Genomic DNA, 21,214 nt, shown 5'->3' with positions numbered 1-21,214 from the left:
CCTTCAAGCTAAAAAAGCCAATCATTCGATTGGCTTTTATTTCATCCTTCACTGGTTGAGTTTTCATGCAGGGATTCATTGAGTTGATCCACCACAATGGCCCATGAACCATCAGATGCAATTTTTTCGGTTAGAAACTGACGTTGTGCTTCTGACCAGTACGGTGCATCGAGTAAAGTCAGATCTTTATGCAGTTGATGTTCGTGAATAAACTTTTCAATGCCTTCCTGAGTGGCATCCAAGCCAAGCTGCTGAAACAGATGTGTCATACGCGGTCGAACGTGAGTCATAGCATTACACCTCAAACTTTTCCATTATTTTCATGTCCTGTTTTTTGAGCATAACATGTCCGAGGCAAGCGGACTGTGAAAAAACATTAACACTTACATTGAATTCGGGCAGATAAAAAAGCACAACCGAAGTTGTGCTGGATCAATCAGATGGATAAAAGGCAATCAGTTAAATCGACCAGTCCTGTATGTTCCAGCCCTGCGCTTTGGCTAAAACTTCAAGGCGGTCATCCGGATTCACCGCAATGGCATGATCGGCATATTCCAGCAAGAAACGGTCATTAATCGAATCTGAATAGGCCCAAGACTCGGTCACATCGCGACCTTGCAGCCACTGTTCCAGACGCACCAGCTTGCCTTGTTGATAACACGCGGTATTGATCACTTTTCCGGTATATTTGCCATCGAGTACTTCAGCATTGGTGGCAATAATTTCAGTAATGCCGAATTCACGAAAAATTGGTGCAGTAATAAAATCCGAAGTCGCGGTAATTCCGACCAGAGCATGACCGGCGTCTTTATGCCGTTGAATGGCCTTAAAACCTTCTGGACGCATTTGCGGGCGAATCACCTTTTGCATAAACAGCTGGTGCAACTCGGTTAAATAAGCATGCTCATGTTGGGTCAGAAACTGGAACACAAATTCATTATAGGCATAGGGGTCTAACTGACCTTTTTTATAGTCGTCATAGAACTTGTCATTCATGGCACGATGCTGCACCGGATCGACCAGGCCCTCGCTGACCAGAAACTCTCCCCAAGAATGATCCGAATCCGTGTTTAACAAGGTGTGATCGAGATCAAATAGCGCCAATTTCATGAAAATACTCGTAAAAACTGAAATTTAAGAAAAAAATTGTAAATCTATCTCCGCTAGTCGATAGAAATTCGTTAAGATCATAGCAATTTTAACATTTTTAAACTTTGCTTTTTTCGAGTTGGATAAAGAAATAACGCTCCCCGATGGCAAAGGTATAAATTAAACAATTTTTAGGTAGCCAAATGATCGACTCTGAGGGTTTCCGACCAAATGTCGGGATCATTTTGGCAAACGATGCTGGACAAGTTTTATGGGCAAAACGCATTGGTCATAATGCATGGCAATTTCCACAAGGAGGTATCCAATATGGAGAAACCCCTGAGCAGGCACTCTATCGTGAGCTGAGAGAAGAAGTTGGCTTATTGCCCGAACACGTCCAGATCATCGCGCAAACCAAAGGCTGGTTGCGCTATCGTTTGCCGCATCGATACATACGACCGGACTCCGATCCGGTGTGCATCGGTCAAAAACAAAAGTGGTTTTTACTCAAACTCACGGCCCCCGTTCAGCATATTCAGTTGAATCTGTCTGATCCGCCGGAATTTGATCAATGGCAATGGGTCAGTTACTGGTATCCATTAGGTCAAGTCGTGAATTTCAAACGTGATGTTTATCGCAAAGCCCTGGTGGAGTTGTGTCAGCAGCTACCCCAGCAAAAACCTTAAAAAATCGCATAAATCATGCAGATTTTTTGGTCGGCTATTGTTATAAATAAACGTATCACTGAAATTCTGAATAGACGGAGCAGACCTTATGTCGAATATGCAACTGGACACGTTGAGACGTATTGTTCAAGAGATCAATGCATCTGCCAGTTTGCATGAATCCCTCGATATCATGGTCAAGCATGTCGCGGACGCCATGCATGTCGATGTCTGCTCTATTTACCTTCTGGATGAACGTAACCAGCGTTATCTGCTGATGGCTTCCAAGGGCCTGAAGGCTGAGTCTGTAGGTCACGTATCGTTACAGACTGGCGAAGGTTTGGTGGGTCTGGTCGGCCAGCGTGAAGAAATTGTCAATCTGGACAATGCACCCAAACATGAACGCTTCCTGTTCCTGCCTGAAACCGGTGAAGAGCTGTATAACTCTTTTCTGGGCGTCCCGGTGATGTACCGCCGTAAGGTAATGGGTGTGCTGGTGGTTCAGAATAAAGAATCTCAGGATTTCTCTGAAGCCGCCGAATCATTTCTGGTCACACTGTGCGCGCAGCTCTCTGGCGTGATTGCCCATGCCCATGCGGTGGGCAATATTGATGTCTTCCGCAAGCCAAATAACCTGCCTGCCTATAAAACCTTTCAGGGTGTGTCCGGTTCAGGCGGGATTGCTCTGGGTCGTGCCGTGATTCTCTACCCGCCAGCAGATCTGGCCGCCGTTCCCGATCGTGAAGCCGATGACATCAGCGAAGAACTACAATTATTAGACAGCGCCCTCAACTCCGTCCGTGAAGAAATCCAGTCGCTCGATGACAAGATGCAGGATGCGCTGATGGCCGAAGAACGCGCCCTCTTTAGCGTATTCTTGCGGATGCTGGATGAAAATGCCCTGCCGGCAGAAATCAAGGCGCTCATTCGCGAAGGCCATTGGGCACAGGGTGCAGTGCGCATCGTGATTGATAGTCATGTGGCACAGTTTGCCCAGATGCAGGATGATTATTTACGTGAACGGGTGGCAGACTTAAAAGACTTGGGCCGCCGTATTCTGGCGCGTTTACAGGAAGCTGATGCCAGTCATCGTGAGCTGACCGATGAGAGTATTCTGATAGGGGAAGAGATTTCCACTGCAGCTCTGGTTGAACTGCCAGTGGATAAAATTGCTGCGATTGTCACCACTGAAGGTGCCATGAACTCGCATATGGTAATTGTGGCACGTGCCCTCGGCATTCCGACTGTGGTCGGTGTGACTGAACTGCCAATTAATACCCTGGATGATGTAGAAATGATCGTTGATGCGCATCAAGGCCGGGTCTTCATCAATCCGCCACGGCGTTTGCGCAGTCGCTATAAAGAAATTCAAAAAGAAGAAGAACAGATCGCCAAAGATCTGCGTCAGTACGAAACCAAAGATGCGATTACCCCAGATGGGGTAGCGGTAAAACTATACGTCAACACCGGCCTGATGATCGATGTGGTCCGTGGCGTGCAACGTGGTGCCAAAGGCGTTGGTTTATACCGTTCTGAAATTCCATTTATGCTACGCGACCGCTTCCCGGGCGAAGAAGAACAGCGCGCGATTTATCGCCAGCAACTCACTCACTTTGCCAATAAACCGGTAGTGATGCGTACCCTGGACATTGGGGCAGACAAAGACCTGCCGTATTTCTCGATTGAAGAAGAAAATTCGGCACTGGGCTGGCGTGGCATTCGTTTTACCCTGGACCATCCAGAAATTTTTTCTTCACAAATTCGCGCCATGCTTAAAGCCAGTATCGGACTGAATAACCTGCATATTCTGTTGCCGATGGTGACCAGTGTCAGTGAGGTTGAAGAAGCCCTCTATTTACTGGAACGTGATCATGCGGCGATTCAGGAAGAAGAACAGGTCAAAGTGAACAAGCCAAAACTCGGCATCATGGTGGAAGTGCCGAGTGTGCTGCATCAGATTGATGAGTTTTCCGAACTGGTCGATTTCTTCTCGGTTGGCTCTAACGATTTGACTCAATATCTTTTGGCAGTCGATCGCAATAATCCGCGGGTTGCCAATGTCTATTCACATTTACATCCTGCCGTACTGCGTGCCCTGACCCGTCTGGTGCAGGACTGTCATCGTAATGAAAAACCGGTCAGTATCTGCGGTGAAATGGCAGGTGATCCGCTGTCTGCGGTTTTGCTCATGGCCATGGGCTTTAATACCCTGTCAATGAGTTCGAGTAATATCCTGAAGGTACGTAAAACCATTTGTCACGTGCCGATGAGTGATGCACAGGAATTGCTACAGCATGTGTTAAAAATGGACAATCCACTGATGGTAAAAAGCTGGCTGGAATATTATTTCAGAACCCATGGTTTGGGTGATATGGTGAAATCAGCCACGCGTATGGTGAGTGCCTAATCCGGGACTTTTCCAGTCCCTCGACGAGTGTAGAGGTGGTTATGGAATTTCTGGTTATCCTGTTCATGCTCATTGCGGTGTTCTATATTGTTATTATTGCACCTGCCTTGCGGGCCCGGAAAAATGCGGATTATTCCGGTTCATCTTATACACGTCCTGCCAGCGGCTATGCCGATCGGCCTAAAATGTCCCCTCTATTGGGCATCGAAATTTCAGCATCCCAGCGACGGCGTTTAGGCCGAAATGATCCCTCTGTGATAGCGGCCAAACTCTATCGTCAGCAAAAAGATCAATTTGCCAGTTTTCAGCAGGCCAGAACTGAACCTCACCCTGCACATTATGGACAGCCAAATCAGGGAAGACTGAATAAATTATTTAATGATTTTATACGAGATGAGCCAACAAATTCATCACGGCGCTCCACTCAAAATACACAAAATCGTAGCAACTGCCCCGTTGCCCCGCTCTCTCCACTTGGAACCAACCCCAAACAGCCAACGCGTCATCCTCAACCACCTTACAGATCTTAAGCTGCCATTAAAAAAGGGCGATCTTCCATGGAATATCGCCCTTGTCTGTGCTTGTTGTAGCCACGTTTTGCATTTTTCTTTCGGTCTACAAAAACCTGACTTTTGTTGACTTCATGCATGTGTTTTGCCACAAAATTATGGATCACCACATGCTCGACTGTTTTCTTCTTGGCCATGTTGTACTTTCGCCTTTTAACTAGATTTTAGTGAGTTTCCACGCGAGTGGGAAAATAATGATACGCCATTTTGGACAATTTTCAAGCATATTTGCCAATGCTTTTTTTAAAAATAAAGACCATTTAAGCAGGATATTCTGTATTACAAAAATGAGCGCTATGGCCGGAAAACATGCTGATTACATTCAGCATTTCATGATGTTTTTCACACAGACAAAACCTGATCAAAAAAAGCATTTAAAATAAATCAGTTATAATATTTATTTTAAACAGCACGATTCATCTATTAGTTTGATCCTTGGATAAAAACATATGAGGGACTTGAAGATTGTTATTTTCGTTTAATCCGATTCATTATTTGAGTTATCTAAAATATAGAGAATTTGATATTGTCAAAGAGTAGAAAACCGGCTACTTTTAAAAAGTAACCATTTAATTTTCAATATTTTAGACTTTATTAACTTTAAAAATATTTTTTGAGTGACATCACTCAATTATATCCTGTGAATTCCACTTTGTGCGCTAACAGTATTTATATCAAGATATTGAAAATAGAGTAAAACCTGATGCCCTTCGCAGATAACTCAATATTTTATAAATACTGGATAAACGCTACAAGATATTCAAAACTTGGAGAGGAAAAATGAGCCAAGATTTTAAAAAATGCCCTGTTACCCACCTGACCACTGAAGCGGGTGCGCCTGTGGTCGACAACCAGAACAGTATGACGGCAGGTGCGCGTGGACCTTTACTCGCTCAGGATTTATGGCTGAATGAAAAACTGGCCAACTTTGTCCGTGAAGTGATTCCAGAGCGTCGTATGCACGCCAAAGGTTCAGGTGCTTTTGGAACCTTTACCGTGACCAACGATATTACCCAATATACCCGCGCAAAAATTTTCTCGGAAGTGGGCAAGAAAACCGACATGTTTGCGCGTTTCTCGACCGTCGCAGGTGAACGTGGTGCGGCCGATGCAGAACGTGATATCCGTGGTTTTGCCCTGAAATTCTATACTGAAGAAGGCAACTGGGATCTGGTCGGCAATAACACCCCGGTATTTTTCCTGCGGGATGCGCGCAAGTTTCCAGATCTGAACAAAGCCGTTAAACGCGACCCGAAAACCAACAAGCGCAGTGCCACCAATAACTGGGATTTCTGGACGCTGCTGCCTGAAGCCTTGCATCAGGTGACCATTGTCATGTCGGATCGTGGTATTCCAGACGGTTATCGTCATATGCATGGTTTTGGCAGCCATACCTTTAGCTTTATCAATGCCAATAATGAACGCTTCTGGGTGAAATTCCATATGCGTACCCAGCAAGGCATCCAGAACCTCACCGATGCTGAAGCTGAAGCATTAATCGCTAAAGACCGTGAAAGCAGCCAGACTGACCTGTTTGATGCCATCGAACGTGGTGATTATCCAAAATGGAAAATGTATGTCCAGGTGATGCCGGAACTGGAAGCTGAAAGCGTTCCTTATCATCCATTTGACCTGACCAAAGTCTGGCCGAAAGGTGATTATCCACTGATTGAAGTCGGTGAGTTCGAACTGAACCGCAATCCGGAAAACTATTTCCAGGATGTGGAACAGGCGGCTTTTGCACCAAGCAATCTGGTACCGGGCATCAGCTACTCGCCGGACCGGATGTTACAAGCACGTTTATTTAACTATGCCGATGCCGCGCGTTACCGTGTCGGCGTGAATCACTCACAGGTTCCGGTCAATGCTGCACGCTGTCCGGTCAATTCTAACCGTCGTGATGGTCAGGGTCGTATGGATGGCAACTACGGTTCCTTGCCACATTATGAGCCGAACAGTTTCAGCCAATGGCAGGAGCAACCGGAATTCAGAGAGCCACCACTAAAAATCACCGGTGCTGCCGATTTCTGGGATTTTCGTGAAGATGATAACGATTACTTCAGCCAGCCACGTGCCCTGTTCAACCTGATGAATGATGAACAAAAGCAGGCCTTGTTTAATAACACGGCTGGCGCGATGGGTGATGCACTAGATTTCATTAAATACCGTCACATCCGCAATTGTTATAGTTGCGATCCGGCCTATGGCGAAGGCGTGGCACAAGCACTCGGCATGACAGTGGCAGATGCACAGGCTGCTCGTGAAACCGATCCAGCCAAAGGCTTAGCCAGCTTGCTTTAAGCTGCCTTAGCGATATATAAAAAACCACCCTCGGGTGGTTTTTTAGTGTGATATCAAGCAGTATACAAATAATACGTCACTAGAAAAAATATAACGATGAGCAAAGATATTGAAGACATCATTCAACAACACGACATCATTTTATTTGATGCTGTTTGTGTGATCTGTAATGGCTGGGCACGATTTTTGATTCAATACGATAACAAGATACAGTTTAAACTGGTCTCTGCCCAATCCCCTTTAGGTGTTGCCCTGCTCGAGCATTACCAGATGTCCACTGAACATTACAGCACGATGCTCGTCATCCAAGCTGGCACACTTTATACCGAATCCACTGCCCTGTTAAAAGTCATGCAGCATCTCGGTTTTCCGTTTAATGTAATGAGTACAGGCTATTTAGTACCGCGTTTTATCCGCGACTTTCTGTATCGTGGGATTGCTTTAAAGCGCTATCAGCTATTTGGTAAAACTGATTATTGCCTGATTCCATCTAGCGAAAATAAACACCATTTTCTGGAAAATGCTATTCGTGAATTCTGAGCCTGTTTTCACCCAAACACTTCGCAACATTCAGCTAAGCTTGGCAATGCGCTGATTCTATCAAGGACTGATTCCAAAAATACTGTTTCAGTCCCCTGCTGAAATCACAATCTGGCAAAACCTGGGCTTTGAGCGGGTACTGGCCAAAGTCTTGGTTGGATTTTCTGGCATAGGTGAAATGCTGTTTGGCTGATGCTTTCTGTGCTTGCCATTCAACTCATCAAGCAAGAACAGCGTGAAGCCATTAGACAATAATCCGTTTGCCTTCATGTACGCAGTAAAACGGATTAATCAGCTTGGAAGAATGTTTGATAATTTCATGCAATTCATGCTCTGGTGCATCCCGATCTTCATCAGTGAGCTGGAAAGTACGGTAATGAATCGCCAGTGAGCATTTGGCCTGCAAGTCCTGATGTGCATGAAATGCATCTTCCGGATTCATATGAATCGCACGCATCAGTGCACGCGGCTCATAGGCACCGATGGGCAGCAAGGCAATTCGGGGCGCACCCAGACGCTTGCGAACCTCTTTAAAATGCGAGGCATAACCACTATCTCCGGCAAAGAAACAATGTTCCTGACCATGCAATAAGGAAAAGCCACCCCACAAAGCACAATTCTGATCACGCATACCGCGCCCCGAGGCATGCTGTGCCGGCGTATAGACAATGCGGATTTCTTCAAAAAATGCATTTTCCCACCAGTCCATCTCATGCACGGTATAGTGCTTTGGCAAATACCAGGCATTGCCCAGTCCGGTATAAATTGGCATTTCAAATGTGCTATGCAACCATTCCAGTGTGGCCAGATCCATATGATCATAGTGGTTATGGCTGAGCAACACAGCATCAATATGTGGCAGTTCATCTAGCGCAATACCGGCAGGAATGACCCGCTGCGGGCCAGTGGATGCAGAAGGACTGGCATATTCAGCCCAGACCGGATCGGTCAGGAAATTATAAGGCCCGATTTGAATGAGCACAGTGGCGTGACCAATAAACCAGATTTGCCAGTCATCTAAAGGCGCATCGGGACGCTGCTGTGGCAATGCACGCGGTCGCGCAAAAAACTCGGCACGTTCTGCATCGAGATTGATATTCCAGTTTTTGGATTTTCGGGTAATGAGCCATTTATATAAGTCAAAACGACTGTGCGCCCGAGCAGGATGCTCGAGATTACGAAACTGTTGTCCATTGAAATGATCTGAATGCAGATACTCAAATACCGGCTTAGACCAGAGATGTTTCCAGCTGGACTCCGTGGTTAACTGAAATTTTTTAGTTTTGAGAAGATCTTGCATAAACATCCACTATTTATTATTCGCTATATGCAAGACAGCAACCGCTTGAAATGGTCAGGCGACGCATCTTTTAATGAGCATACAAACTAAAAACAGGCGCACTTGAGTATAGTATGAAATCCATCACAGACAATCATGTATGTTTTTGTTATTTTAGCAAAAAAATAGCGCTCTGATAGCCTGCTGGCTGGCCGGACTAGGGGTACTATCGAGAAAGACATGATGCATGCAGTTTTTTAAAAAATACAAAATCATACCAAGCCCTACTCTGCTGATTTCAGCCAAAATTTTATCCTCATAATGTGCTGATTTGATCGTGCATGCCTGAGTTATGCAACGATTGAGAGTGCGGACGATGAAATCTACTATTTTTAACATTTGGCCAATCTGCTAAATAAACTTGCTTAAACTCTTGTGAACGGATGTAGCCATAGACTTCTTTCATCTAAAAAATTTAAAGCATAAAAAAGGGCTTTCGCCCTTTTGATTTGCTACAGATTTAGCGCTTGGAAAAGTATTGCTCACGCCACTCTTTCCAAAAGTACATAATGATGCCGAACATCACCACGGCAATTCCTGCAAAGGCATGACTGCTGATGATTTCATGATTCAGAGTCGCACCAAGTACCAGTGCGATGACTGGCGTCATGACATTACTCAAAGATACTGTTGAAGCATTTAAACGCCGAATCAGCCAGAAATAACACAGCATCGCCACAATCGAGGACATGATCATGGTAAATACAAACCCGATCAGCGCCTGTGTGCCAGGCAACTGGGTCGGCATATGCTGCCAGATAAATGGAATCAAGAGCAGTGAACCGGCTGCTGATAGCAGCAATGAACCTGTCGCTTGTGACATTGGGCTTAAAGGTGCGTTGATCTGTTTAACCCAGAAGATCGAGCTGATGTAAGACACCATACTGATCAGCATTAACACCACACCCCAAGGATTAATTTTGCTGTCTGCCGAGTCGGCAAAAACAAAACACAAACCGGCGACGGCCACTGCCATGCCGAGCCATTGCAGCCAGATCAGTTTATGGGTTTTTAAAATCACATGTCCGATTAAACCGGCGATCAGCGGTGAGAAACCAAAAATCAGCGCCATCAACCCTGAGGTCAGATAATTCGCTGCCAGATAAATAAACAGTTGCGCGCCGATTAAATTCAAACTGCCTGCCAGATAACTTTTTATTGAAGTACGGTCAAAAGGTAGCGGGTCGCGCATGATCTTGAGCAGGAACAATGCAATAATCGAAGCACCGAAATAGCGAATGATTAGCACCCACATCGGGTGAATCTCGGCCACGCTCCAGACAATCGCCAGTGGCGTTGCCGCCCAGATCAGCACCAATAAAGCGTAAATACTTGCCGTGACTGGCAATGAAGATGAAGAGCTCATAAGTCTCCTAAACGAGGCCAAGAAGTTCTGGATCAGCAACTTCAAAAATAGCGTATAGCGAATTCATGCTGAGATGAAGTTTTAATTTTTGATAAATTCATCAAGTTTCGTGCATAAAAAACAGACCTATGCAAAACATAGGTCTGTCCAAAAATATCTCAATACAACTTAAGCAATTTTGCGTAAGTCTTGCGCGATATCCAAATGTTTTTCAACATCAAACGCCGTACTTTTGCTGATCATTTTTTTCAAATGACGCATTTCTTTGGCTGCATTCACGGTAATCCCGCCAACGATCTGACCATCAGTCACACCATACATCACGAATGAATTGTCTGCACCTTTGGCTGCATCCATTTCACCACGGATATGCCATTCAGCTGCGGCCATATCGCCGACAAACTGGAAATTGATATTCAGCTGATCCGTCCAGAACCAGGCCGGATTGGCTTTCGGATGTTCCACCCCCATCACGTGACGCGCAAAGATACCTGCCTGAAGGTTGGCATTTTCCCAGGTTTCCACGCGGCGGTGATTGCCACAGTCACGCAACTGAGTCGCAACATCGCCTGCTGCATAAATGTCAGCATTCGAGGTTTGGCAATGTTCATTGACTTTAATCGCAACATCAACGTCCAGACCGGCATCTACGGCAAGCTGTGCATTTGGCACGATCCCGATTCCGTAAACTACCGCATCAGCACGAAGCTCTTCACCGCCTTCCAGCGTTACCACGACTTCTTCTCCGTCTAAACGGCAAGCTGCAACTTGAGTATTTAAGCGAACATCTACGCCTGCCAGACGGTGTTGTTCAAGCAGAAATTCACTTAAAATACGCGGTGAACAACGCCCCATTACCATTGGTCCCTGCTCAAGCACAGTCACCTGACAGTCTTTGTAACGCGCAGAGGATGCCAGTTCAAGACCGATCACACCGCCACCGATCAGCAGAATACGTTGACCTGCTTGCAATACAGGAACCAAGGCTTGTGAATCTTCAAGGTTACGAAGCTTATAAACATGTTTGCCTAACGCATCGAAGTTTGGCAGACGGCGCGCGGCACCGCCTGTTGCGAGAAGCAATTTGTCATAAGCAACAACATCACCATTTTGAAGTTCAACCGTTTTCGCGGTCGCGTTGATTTGAGTCACGCCATTGCCACGAATGGTGGTCACGCCAAGATCAGCCAGTTTTTCTGCTGACAGAATTTCAATCTTGGTGTCCTCAGGTTTTAGAATCACATCTTTCGACAGTGGCGGACGCTCATAAGGAAGATGCGTTTCATCACCAATCAGAATGATTTTACCTGCGTACTTGTTGCCACGAAGTTCTAAAATCGCGCTTGCACCTGCCTGGCCAGCCCCTACAATTACGATGGTTTCGATGTTGCTCATGTCAATTAACCTTTTAACTCTGCAGATACGATGCCGAAGCCCGCAATCCATTCACTGATATCTTCATAGCAGTGTGTTGTCATGTCGTATTCGCCCATTTCGCTTAAGGCTGCAAATGCGGCCATCCAGGAACGGACTTCCTGACCACCACGACCGCCGTCACGACGAATTTCATCTTCTGTCATGGCTTCTAAGGTCGCAAAATCAGCGTTCTTGAAGGTTTCAAGCAGTGCACGATCCCATTCAGCATTTAAAGGAACTGCAACCGAAGTATCGCCTGCTGCCAGTTTCTGACCGACTGCAATGACTTTGCCCTGACGTGCTTCACGTGCTTCAGGCGTTGGATTACGACCTGCAATCAGGAATTCTTCTACTTGTGGTGGAACCGAACCCATTTGCGGTGTGGGTGGATCATGCGACAGACCACCTGTACCTAAAACAAGGACACGCTCATTTTCAAGGTTTAAAGATTTAATAAACTGACCTACAGCACGGCCCAAAGCAATGGTACGCTTGGGGGTTGGCATCGGTGCTGCAGCGCCATTAATAAAAATTGGAATCGTTGGATAACGATCGAGTTTGCCGTCACACAGGAAGTGCAATGGCTGAGTCACCCCATGATCCGCCTGCATACGGTAAGAATATGCAACGTCGACACCTTCATCGAGTACACGTCGAACCAAACCTAATGCTTTGTCTTCAGGTACATCAATGTGATCATTGTCTTTACCATAATCCCAGTCACCCGCAGCTTTGGCACGAATACCGACACAGAAACTTGGCATCAGGTCATAGAAGAAACCATTAAAATGGTCAGGACCAAAGGTGATAATCAGGGTTGGGTCGTAAGCTTTTACTTCAGCAGAGAGTTTTTCAAAAGCATCACGAACGGCTTGTTCTTTACGCTTTTCCTGTGGTGAAGCAAATTCCATTAAAGGACTGTGCGATGCACAAATAAGTTTAACGGCCATGAGAGACTCCAAAAAGGAAGACTTAAATCCTCCCCATCCTTCCTTTAAAAGGAGGGAGATTCTTTCCCCCTCTTTTATAAAGAGGGGTAAGGGGAGATTTTTAAAAGCAGATTTTTATTCGTCAAAGAAACCGGCACGGGGCTGACGTAAGCCACGAATTCCCAGACCGCATTCTGCATTGATCAGAACGCCAGTCAAAGGACGGTTATTTTGACGAGATGCCAAGAGTACGTATGAACCTGTCATATCTTCCGGTTCAGGCAAGAAATTCAATGGCATACCACGTGCAATTTTCTCAGGATCACGTGCATCGAGCAGGCCAACATTTTCCTGACCGAGCGACGCTGCGCCTTTGATATTCACATTCATACCTGACGGTGCAACCGCATTCACTCGTACTTTAGGCGCAAGCTCATAGGCCAATTCTTTCATAATACCCACCCCTGCATGCTTAGATGCAGTATATACAGGGCCTCCGCCAGCGGAGTACAGTGCCGAATTAGACAAAGTAAATATGATAGAACCTTCAGAAGCGATCAATGCCTCCAGTGCAGCCTTCGCGCCGAGAATGAGTGACTTGGTATTAATCCCCATAATCTCGTCAAAGGCTTTTTCCAGCTGCTCACCAGAGGTGTTGACGATATCGGCATAATGATCCCAGATCCCGGCATTACCAACGAAACAGTCGAGTTTGCCGAAACGCTCTACAGTGGCATTCACTGCACGAACGTTGTCTGCATAGCTGGCTACATCGCCTTCAATCGCAAGAACTTTACCGCCAAAGTGTTCGTTTAATGCCTCCACTTTTGCTTTTGAACGTTGAAGAACGGCAACTTGTGCACCCTCTTCCAGGAAACGTTCCACTAGCGCCCAGCCTAAGCCTGAACCACCACCGGTAATAAGTGCAACTTCGCCTTGTAGCCAACCCATGATTACTCTCCTGCCATCTCTACATATAATGCGCCGTCTTCAACCACTACCGGGAATGTTTGAATTGGATCAGTTGCCGGCAAGCAAAGTGCCTCACCTGTTTTCAAACAAAAACGTGCAGCATGAAGTGGACATTCCACTGTACCGTCGTCTTCCAGATAACCTTCAGACATAGAAGCATTGCCATGTGAACAGCGGTCGTTCATTGCGAAGAACTCACCACCGTTATTGAATACTGCCAATGCATCAATACCATTCACGCCGCAATCTACTTTTAGCGCTTCGCCTTCGTCTAATTCGTCAACTTGGCAAACAAAAATCTTATTCATTAGAAGAATACACTCAGGTTATGTGAGCTATAGGTCGCTTGATCCAGCATGATCTTACGGTTGAAGATCTGGAAGCCGAGGCCGCCTTCAACTTTACGGATCTTGTCATGGCGTTTACCGCAGTAAATGACAATGTCTTTCTCTTTTTGCGTACGATATAGCAAATAGGTTACATATACGTCGTATTCGCCTTCAACTTCAGCTGGCTCTACGATCACGTTGCTCACCATGTGAGTGGTACGTGATGGAGGCTCTTCAGCCCAAGCCATACCGGTTTCAAGACGTGCGACACGACGCTCTAAAAGGTCTTTGGTATCGTTGAATACCCAAGTCGTCGGTGGCTCAACTGAACGGCGACGGTCACGGGTTTGCGCGTTTGGTGTGGTACGTAGCGTATAAGAAATATCTTCAGCCAAGGTATCCAACCAATCGCGGAATTTCCAGTCGTCCAGCAATTTTGCTTCGCGATACAGGAACTGACTGATTTGATGATGAAGTTCTAAACTCACTTGACTCATTTCATAAGCTCCTTCTCGTATGCGTCAGCTGCTGCTTCAACGTCTTCCCATTTTTCATGGATCAATAAATCTGCCCAGCGGCGGTACATGCCACGTGCTGCAGTTTCAGAGAAAATATAGTTGGTGATCCCCGGAATACCGTCTTCACGGATTTTCTCGTTGCCTTTACCCATTTCCATAATGAGTTTGTTTTGACGGGCTTTATAACCACGTAAAACTTTTTGGATTTCGATCCAGTTTTCAGAGTCATCTTGCTCTAGGAAACCAGCAGGACCGAAAGCACGCGTTGCAGAACGTTCAAATGCTTCTTTGACTTCTTGCGATGCTTCAGCATCCGCAATACAGAATGCCCATACTTCAGTTTTGTTTGGACCACGTGGGTGCCATACACGAAGCGTTGCCGTACCGTTCAACCAAGACAAGGTCGGGAACATGGTGTTATGACCTGCAAGACGCAGGGCACGGACTTCACCTAAACGCTCTTTCACTTCTTCATAAGTTTCGCGGAAGTAGTTGGCTACTTCACCGTCGACCCATACGTTTGCATCTGGTTTTTCTGTGAAGAAAAAGCCTGAACCGTGACCACGTGAACCGTACTGAAGTGCATCTTTAGCCGTTTCCCAGACTGGACGAGCCGTTTGTGCAGCACCAAGTTTTTTCGATGCTTCATCATCTGGTTTTGCGCCAAGGACTTGGATCGCAGATGCATGAGAGAACAAGGCATGATACTGGTCAGATGCAAACTGTTCCGCTGCAAATTTCCAGTTACACTCGATTTCCCATTTGTGTACACCACCGATGATTTCTGTACCACCTGGACGACGGTCAAGTACACCATCTAGATACCAAGCGATATCGCCCATGTATTCTTCAAGATCAGGTGTGGTTTCATCCCAACAAGCGAATACCAGGCCTTTGTAAGACTTGACACGATTCACTTCGACCAAGCCCCATTGCTCTTTACATGCACCTTGTGGGTAAGCACGTTCTTCAAGCGGAATGTCTTTTAAAGAACCGTCAATGCCATAAGACCAGCCGTGGTATGGGCAAGTGAATGCACGGGTATTACCACAGTCTGCGAAACTCACACGCATAGAGCGGTGACGGCACTGGTTTAAGAATGCTTTGATTGAGCCATCTTTTTGACGTGCCACGATGATCGGATCTTCACCCATATAGGTATTGAAGAAGTCACCCGCCTTTGGAATCTGGCTTTCATGACAAAGGAACAACCAAGTACGGCCAAAAACGCGTTCAAGTTCTAATTCGTAAATATCTGGATCTGTATAGATAGATGGAGTGATACGCCCATTTTGTGCATCGACTAAAGCGTCGATTTCACGCACATCAATTTTTCCACTCATGAAAAGCTCTCCTGTGACCCATCAAGGCACAAAGTAAATAGACTCAATTCGAATGGATAATGGATTTTGGATTGATTTTGGGGAAATATTTTTTTTGTTTCAATTAATAGCTTTAAGCAATTATTCCACGTGCTTGTTCTGATATTAAAACATTAATAAATATCTCAAGAGTATTTACTTTCTAAATATCAAAATAACCTTCACGACATAGTTGTTTATAGATTATACTTCTATGAAATTATAGTAAGACATTTTTTGGATTACTCTTCGGGCTGATGACATGGAATTACGACACCTTCGCTACTTTATCACCGTTGCTGAAGAACTGAACTTTAGTAAGGCAGCACTTAAACTTTATACGGCTCAACCCTCACTTAGCCAGCAAATCAAAGACCTGGAAGAAGATGTCGGCGTCAAGCTACTCAACCGAACCAAACGTAAAGTGGAGCTGACCGAAGAAGGTGCCGTATTCCTGGAGCAGGCTCGCCTGACCCTGGCACAAGCAGACAAGGCCGTTGCCATGGCACGTCAGGTGTCACAAGCCAAGCAGCAAATGCTACGGATTGGTTTTGTTCCGGTGGCCGAGATGAAAATCTTCCCGTATATCTTGCCAAATCTGCGTGTGCAAAATCCGGATTTAAAAATTGAATTGCTCAGCCTGAACAATAATGAACAAATGCGTCTGTTGAAAAAAGGCGATCTGGATCTGACTTTTACCCGTCATAACTTCAATAGTGATGAAATTGAAAGCCAGTTTGTGATTCGTGAGCCTTTGATTTTTATATTACCTAAAGATCACCCATTGGCAAAATACGAGAGAATTCCAGTTAAAGCATTGAATGGTATTGATTTTATTATTCCATCAGCAGAGCAGTCACATACTTTGCATCATGCCATTCTGGACTTTGCCAAAGCCAATAACGTTGAGCTCAACATCGTACAGAAAGCGGATAATATCCTGTTCAATATCAACTCGATTGGTATTGGCTTGGGCTGCACCATATTACCGGGCTATATTGTACCGCTGACCATGGACAATACCGTAATTCGCCCTCTGGACGTGGAACTGCCATATCTGGATCTGTATGTCAGTTACCACAAAAACAACAAATCCTATGCGGTAACCAAATTCCTTGAGCTATTAACTCGGGTGTTTTATCTGGACATTAACCGCGACGAATAGGACTAATCCCGCTCCATCCCCGATCAAGCATATGCCATTCAACTTTTGAGTAGCATGTGCTTTTTTGTTTTATCATTTTTTGCTAAAAAATTTATTTTAAATTCTATTTTTTGATAAAGGATCAATCTGTAGCTCCTTAATTGGTCGCCTGATCTAGGCTAATACTGCCTGTTTTTCACCCTAAACTCCCTTCATTTACAACTTAAGTCTAATAAAAGTTAAGTCAGTTTTTTCTCGGCTTAAATTTAATAACTTGCTAAAAATAATTAGATTTTTACATCAACCTATACAAATGAGAATCATATGCACTTAAATACATTCTGTTCAATATTTTGCCCACAAAAAAAGGATGACCGAAGCCATCCCTTTTTAAAACACGGTAAAATTATTTTACGCCGTGAACAGCAAGATAGTTTTTGATCACAGTATTGAATTCGTCTGCTTTCTCAACTTGAGACCAGTGACCACATTGGCTGAAGATGTGCGCATCAGCATTTGGAACCACATTCAGGATGTCCCAAGTACGTGATACTGGAATGACCACGTCTTGCGTACCATGAATCAATAACACTGGCACAGTAATATCTTTCATTTTTTCGAAATCAAGCGGGAATTCGAAACGGTCACGGTCACGTGCGCCAACTACATCCATCAAACGATTTGATGCATAGTCATTTGCAGCAGAAGCAAAGCGAACTTTAACCAGTTCATCCGTGATCAAGTCTTTATTTACCACAAACATTGACAAGGTTTTCTTGATGCCTTCTTCAGTCAACACCGGGTTTGCATGCGCTTTGAGTGCAGCAGTTTGTTTCGCACCGCCTGTCCCCATAGACACGATACCCAAAACACGCTCTGGATAATCCAGTGCCAACTGGAATGCCAACCAGCCACCTAAAGAGTTACCCACTAACCAGGTTTTTTCGATACCCAAAGCATCTAGCGTACGGATCGCATGGTCCACCCAGGCACGAATACCATATTCAGTGTTTGGCGCAACCACAGTTTGGCCATAACCAATGGTATCAATCGCGATGCAACGTGCTTGCTCACCAATTTGTGGCAGGTTTAACCACCAGTTTGCCGCAGCAGATACACCTGTGCCTGAACCGTGTAAAAATAGAATAGGCGTACCTTCACCAATTTCGTGGTAATGGGTCAACTCACCTTCAGCAGTTTCAATCCATTTGTCTTCCAAGCCAAAGAACGGATCTGTTTGATAGTCAGGGATTTGAACAGTGCTCATATTACTTCCTCTTACAGTCTTTCGCTTGCGTGTCCCTCTCTTTTCAAGAATTCGACGTCAAGTTGACTCATTAAAATGACTTTTTTACATCCTTATCTTAACCGCTCAAGACGGGTCAACTGATACAAAATTACGATTGCACACTACAAAATAAATATAATTTAAGTTTATGTTTTATATGGTTATTTTAATATCAAAATCCTTATTTATTTTCAGGATTTAGTTTATGTGCAGATAGAAAAACAGCGCTACACCGGATAGCGCTCTTGATCAAGGCAGCAGAATTAGAACTTATAGGTATAAGTGGTTGCTACACGGTATTCCTGAAGGTCTGGTTTTGCTGGATTTGCAAAATTCACATCAATATACATGCCCTGTACGCCTAAACCTTTTAATTTACCTTCTGGCACAGTGTAATTGACGATGGCATTCACTTCATCCGTATTGAAGTTCTGACCTTGATATGCTCCGGTACCTTGCTGATCATAGCCTTTGAAATAAATCGCTGTTGCATTTAGTCCCTTCAAGCCGACTTCAGAAAAGTCATAACCATAAGACACATGCCATGACTTTTCTTCCGGCGCTGTGAAAGTTGCGACTCCCCAGTTTGCCAAATAAGGCTGTGGCACCCAGCCTCCCAATGTCGGGAATGCACTGTCACCAAACATTTGCTGATAACCCACACCGACCGTATGCGTACCATGATTGATTTTTGCAGCTACCGATAATGCCTGGTTGTCGATCTCACCATACAATTTATCGCCAGATTCGGAGTTATTGAAATAACGCACATGACTATCTAATTTGGTTTTTTCACCTAACCCGATTTTGTAATTCACACCCAGATAATGCTGCTGGTAAATGTCTTGAACATCGGCATACCAATAACTTGCACCCAACTCTTTTGTCAGCTGGTGATCTATACCGGCAATCCACATCCCATCCGCTTCTGCACCATTATCAAATTGTGGTGGATTAAATTTGGTTAAATCACGGAACTGGTTGTCATAACGGTTGTTAATCCTGTCAATATAAGCCAGTGTAAGCTTAGTATCTTTAAGCTCTTTCGACTCTAACCATGCACCGCTATAAGTTGTTAACAACTGACGCGATGGATCAAACACTAAAACTGGCGACACTGGGCGTAATTCACCAACTTTTAATTCGGTTTCTGAAACCTTGGCTTTTAAGGTTGCGCCGACTTTACCGAAATGATCTTTTGATTGCTTGCCATCATGCGGTAAAACCCAGTCCGGATTCTTATCACGACCTTTGAGTTTAACTGCATGTTGAACTAGCACATCAGCACCGACCTTTATCCCAGCACCGATATCGTGATAACCCGACTTGGCATCCAGAGTCACCCCTTGTGACCAAGAACCCCAGTTACGTGATGAAGCATCATCTTGATACTGGCGATCTAAATAGAAATTTTTAAATTTTAATTGCACATTACTGTCGTCAATAAAATCTGCATTCGCTGCAGTTGTTCCTAAAGTTGCTATCGCAGCAAACATTGCTATCCATAAGTTTTGACGACGCATCATGAGTTCCCCATTCAACAGATAAAATCTATGTCGCCATCATGCGCAAGTCGATTTAAATAAAAAATCCGACCACAGTATTAAGATTTTCTGCTTTCATCGGCCGATATTTCAGACCTCTCCTCAAGCAACCAATCGCTTAGATTTTAAAACGATTAATTAAAATAAAAAATTGACCAGATATTTAATTCAAACTTTTGTTTCTTCTATTAATAAGAGTAAATTTTTTAAAATCTTTCAGCAGCCATTTTTTATTTATCGTTTTTATGTTTAAGGAAAATATAAAGCCAAAATAATCGCCCTACAATATTATCACTAAAACATCTCACCCCAGAGTTTTAATATATTAATCAGTCTCATTTAAAATAAAAAAGCACCCAATTTGGATGCTTTTTTATCAAACTTATTTTAATACTGAGCGATTAAAAGTTAAGCTTGTAACTCACGTGCTTTAGACATGGTTAATGCTAAATCTTCAATCATGTCTTCCTGACCACCGACCGTACCACGACGACCAAGCTCCATCAGGATTTCACGTGCAGAAACGCCATATTTTGCTTCAGCGCGTTTAGCAAACAGCAGGAATGAAGAATACACACCCGCATAACCCAAAGTTGCTGCATCACGATCGGCACGGATCGGGTTGTGCATCATTGGAATGACCAGATCTTCAGCAACGTCTTGTACTTTGAACAAGTCAACGCCAGTGTCCATGCCCATACGGTTTGCAACCGCAATGAACAACTCAAGTGGTGTATTACCCGCACCCGCACCCAAACCTGCAGATGCCAAGTCAACACGTACTGCACCGGCTTGTACCGCAGCAACCGTATTCGATACACCCATACCCAAGTTATGGTGACCGTGGAAACCGAGCTCAATGCTTGGGTCCAAGTGTTGACGTAAATGACCAACACGATCGATGACATCTTGAGGAAGCATATAGCCTGCTGAGTCAGTGACATAGATACAGTTTGCACCGTAAGACACCATCTTGTTTGCTTCTTCAAGCAGTTTTTCAGGAGTCGCCATGTGAGCAAGCATTAGGAAGCCCACTGTGTCCATGTCTAACTTACGCGCAGCAGTGATGTGCTGTTCTGAGCAATCCGCTTCTGTACAGTGCGTTGCAACACGAATAGTAGAAACACCAATTTCATGCGCCATTTTTAAATGGTCAACCGTACCGATACCAGGTAGAAGTAATGCAGAAATTTTTGCATTCTTCATACGTGGTACAACAGCTGTTAAATATTCTTCGTCAGTCGCAGCAGCAAAACCGTAGTTGACGGATGAACCGCCAAGGCCGTCACCGTGCGTGACTTCAATTAAAGGTACGCCTGCATCATCAAGTGCTGTTGAAATCGCAATCATTTGCTCAACAGTGGTTTGATGGCGCTGTGGGTGCATACCATCACGCAAAGTCATATCATGAACAATAATCTTAGACATGTGGTTGCT

At 44.7% G+C, this 21,214-nt stretch carries 20 protein-coding genes and 1 pseudogene; 7 read left to right on the top strand and 14 right to left on the bottom strand.

Translation table 11 applies throughout. The features are described from left to right. Positions 1-41: 41 nt before the first annotated feature. Both FTU95_RS07705 and FTU95_RS07700 read right to left on the bottom strand, forming a co-directional pair. The gene (locus tag FTU95_RS07705; protein ID WP_005095458.1) at positions 42-290 is read right to left on the bottom strand and encodes a DUF2789 family protein; all 249 of its coding nucleotides are present in this window, start codon (positions 288-290) and stop codon (positions 42-44) included. Between the two features lie 169 nt (positions 291-459). Next, positions 460-1,110, bottom strand: coding sequence for an HAD family phosphatase (locus tag FTU95_RS07700; protein WP_005095456.1), 651 nt, complete (start codon positions 1,108-1,110; stop codon positions 460-462). 182 nt (positions 1,111-1,292) lie between these two features. On the opposite strand from FTU95_RS07700, the gene FTU95_RS07695 reads away from it, so the two are divergent. The 3 genes from FTU95_RS07695 (at position 1,293) to FTU95_RS07685 (ending at position 4,691) form a co-directional block, all read left to right on the top strand. Beyond that, complete coding sequence (locus FTU95_RS07695; protein ID WP_005095455.1) at positions 1,293-1,775, top strand: RNA pyrophosphohydrolase; 483 nt, start codon at positions 1,293-1,295, stop codon at positions 1,773-1,775. 88 nt (positions 1,776-1,863) lie between these two features. Further along, positions 1,864-4,161, top strand: a complete 2,298-nt coding sequence (ptsP, locus tag FTU95_RS07690; RefSeq protein WP_005172856.1) for a phosphoenolpyruvate--protein phosphotransferase — start codon at positions 1,864-1,866, stop codon at positions 4,159-4,161. Between the two features lie 41 nt (positions 4,162-4,202). Next, positions 4,203-4,691, top strand: a complete 489-nt coding sequence (locus tag FTU95_RS07685) for a hypothetical protein (RefSeq protein WP_180078083.1) — start codon at positions 4,203-4,205, stop codon at positions 4,689-4,691. On the opposite strand, the gene FTU95_RS07680 is transcribed toward FTU95_RS07685, so the two are convergent. Continuing rightward, positions 4,688-4,867, bottom strand: a complete 180-nt coding sequence (locus FTU95_RS07680) for a hypothetical protein (protein ID WP_005095450.1) — start codon at positions 4,865-4,867, stop codon at positions 4,688-4,690. The genes FTU95_RS07685 and FTU95_RS07680 overlap by 4 nt on opposite strands. A gap of 643 nt (positions 4,868-5,510) precedes the next feature. On the opposite strand from FTU95_RS07680, the gene FTU95_RS07675 reads away from it, so the two are divergent. The 3 genes and pseudogenes from FTU95_RS07675 to FTU95_RS15100 form a co-directional block, all read left to right on the top strand. Then, positions 5,511-7,031, top strand: a complete 1,521-nt coding sequence (locus tag FTU95_RS07675; protein WP_100534654.1) for a catalase — start codon at positions 5,511-5,513, stop codon at positions 7,029-7,031. A 96-nt stretch (positions 7,032-7,127) separates the two neighbouring features. Further along, entirely contained in the window at positions 7,128-7,571 is a 444-nt protein-coding gene (locus tag FTU95_RS07670; RefSeq protein ID WP_180078081.1) for a thiol-disulfide oxidoreductase DCC family protein, read from the top strand. Then, positions 7,561-7,761: pseudogene (locus tag FTU95_RS15100) on the top strand (DoxX-like family protein); the annotation flags it as partial. The gene FTU95_RS07670 and the pseudogene FTU95_RS15100, both read left to right, overlap by 11 nt. A gap of 54 nt (positions 7,762-7,815) precedes the next feature. On the opposite strand, the gene FTU95_RS07660 reads toward FTU95_RS15100, so the two are convergent. The 8 genes from FTU95_RS07660 to hcaE form a co-directional block, all read right to left on the bottom strand. Next, positions 7,816-8,871, bottom strand: coding sequence for an MBL fold metallo-hydrolase (locus tag FTU95_RS07660; RefSeq protein WP_074383975.1), 1,056 nt, complete (start codon positions 8,869-8,871; stop codon positions 7,816-7,818). Positions 8,872-9,370: 499 nt separating this feature from the next. Continuing rightward, positions 9,371-10,276, bottom strand: coding sequence for a DMT family transporter (locus FTU95_RS07655; RefSeq protein ID WP_180078079.1), 906 nt, complete (start codon positions 10,274-10,276; stop codon positions 9,371-9,373). Between the two features lie 168 nt (positions 10,277-10,444). Continuing rightward, the gene (hcaD, locus tag FTU95_RS07650; RefSeq protein ID WP_180078076.1) at positions 10,445-11,671 is read right to left on the bottom strand and encodes a 3-phenylpropionate/cinnamic acid dioxygenase ferredoxin--NAD(+) reductase subunit; all 1,227 of its coding nucleotides are present in this window, start codon (positions 11,669-11,671) and stop codon (positions 10,445-10,447) included. A gap of 5 nt (positions 11,672-11,676) precedes the next feature. Next, on the bottom strand, positions 11,677-12,642 hold the full coding sequence (locus FTU95_RS07645; protein WP_074383973.1) for a 3-carboxyethylcatechol 2,3-dioxygenase: 966 nt from the start codon (positions 12,640-12,642) through the stop codon (positions 11,677-11,679). 114 nt (positions 12,643-12,756) lie between these two features. Continuing rightward, positions 12,757-13,572 carry a 3-phenylpropionate-dihydrodiol/cinnamic acid-dihydrodiol dehydrogenase gene (gene hcaB, locus FTU95_RS07640; protein ID WP_005172874.1) on the bottom strand — a complete coding sequence of 272 codons (816 nt, stop codon included), beginning with the start codon at positions 13,570-13,572 and terminating at the stop codon, positions 12,757-12,759. Positions 13,573-13,574: 2 nt separating this feature from the next. Beyond that, positions 13,575-13,901, bottom strand: coding sequence for a 3-phenylpropionate/cinnamic acid dioxygenase ferredoxin subunit (gene hcaC / locus FTU95_RS07635; RefSeq protein WP_005095433.1), 327 nt, complete (start codon positions 13,899-13,901; stop codon positions 13,575-13,577). Then, positions 13,901-14,419, bottom strand: a complete 519-nt coding sequence (gene hcaF / locus FTU95_RS07630; RefSeq protein WP_005095432.1) for a 3-phenylpropionate/cinnamic acid dioxygenase subunit beta — start codon at positions 14,417-14,419, stop codon at positions 13,901-13,903. The genes hcaC and hcaF overlap by 1 nt, the downstream gene beginning before the upstream one ends. Continuing rightward, positions 14,416-15,783, bottom strand: coding sequence for a 3-phenylpropionate/cinnamic acid dioxygenase subunit alpha (gene hcaE / locus FTU95_RS07625; protein ID WP_005095430.1), 1,368 nt, complete (start codon positions 15,781-15,783; stop codon positions 14,416-14,418). The genes hcaF and hcaE overlap by 4 nt, the downstream gene beginning before the upstream one ends. A gap of 280 nt (positions 15,784-16,063) precedes the next feature. On the opposite strand from hcaE, the gene hcaR reads away from it, so the two are divergent. Next, positions 16,064-16,966, top strand: coding sequence for a DNA-binding transcriptional regulator HcaR (gene hcaR / locus FTU95_RS07620; protein ID WP_180078074.1), 903 nt, complete (start codon positions 16,064-16,066; stop codon positions 16,964-16,966). 385 nt (positions 16,967-17,351) lie between these two features. Here hcaR and FTU95_RS07615 read toward each other — a convergent pair whose 3' ends face one another. The 3 genes from FTU95_RS07615 to dmpG all read right to left on the bottom strand — a co-directional run bounded on the left by FTU95_RS07615 (position 17,352) and on the right by dmpG (position 21,205). After that, positions 17,352-18,212 carry an alpha/beta fold hydrolase gene (locus tag FTU95_RS07615; protein WP_005095425.1) on the bottom strand — a complete coding sequence of 287 codons (861 nt, stop codon included), beginning with the start codon at positions 18,210-18,212 and terminating at the stop codon, positions 17,352-17,354. Positions 18,213-18,496: 284 nt separating this feature from the next. Next, positions 18,497-19,756 (bottom strand): OprD family outer membrane porin, encoded by a 1,260-nt coding sequence (locus FTU95_RS07610; RefSeq protein ID WP_180078158.1) that lies wholly within the window; start codon positions 19,754-19,756, stop codon positions 18,497-18,499. Positions 19,757-20,185: 429 nt separating this feature from the next. Beyond that, the gene (gene dmpG, locus FTU95_RS07605; RefSeq protein WP_004278525.1) at positions 20,186-21,205 is read right to left on the bottom strand and encodes a 4-hydroxy-2-oxovalerate aldolase; all 1,020 of its coding nucleotides are present in this window, start codon (positions 21,203-21,205) and stop codon (positions 20,186-20,188) included. Positions 21,206-21,214: the final 9 nt, after the last annotated feature.

Origin of the sequence: Acinetobacter sp. YH12208, assembly GCF_013418055.1 — a bacterium.
In the GTDB taxonomy this organism is placed as follows: Bacteria; Pseudomonadota; Gammaproteobacteria; order Pseudomonadales; family Moraxellaceae; genus Acinetobacter; species Acinetobacter pseudolwoffii.
Note: the sequence above shows the minus strand (reverse complement) of the source record. Positions and strands in the feature narration are given on the sequence as shown.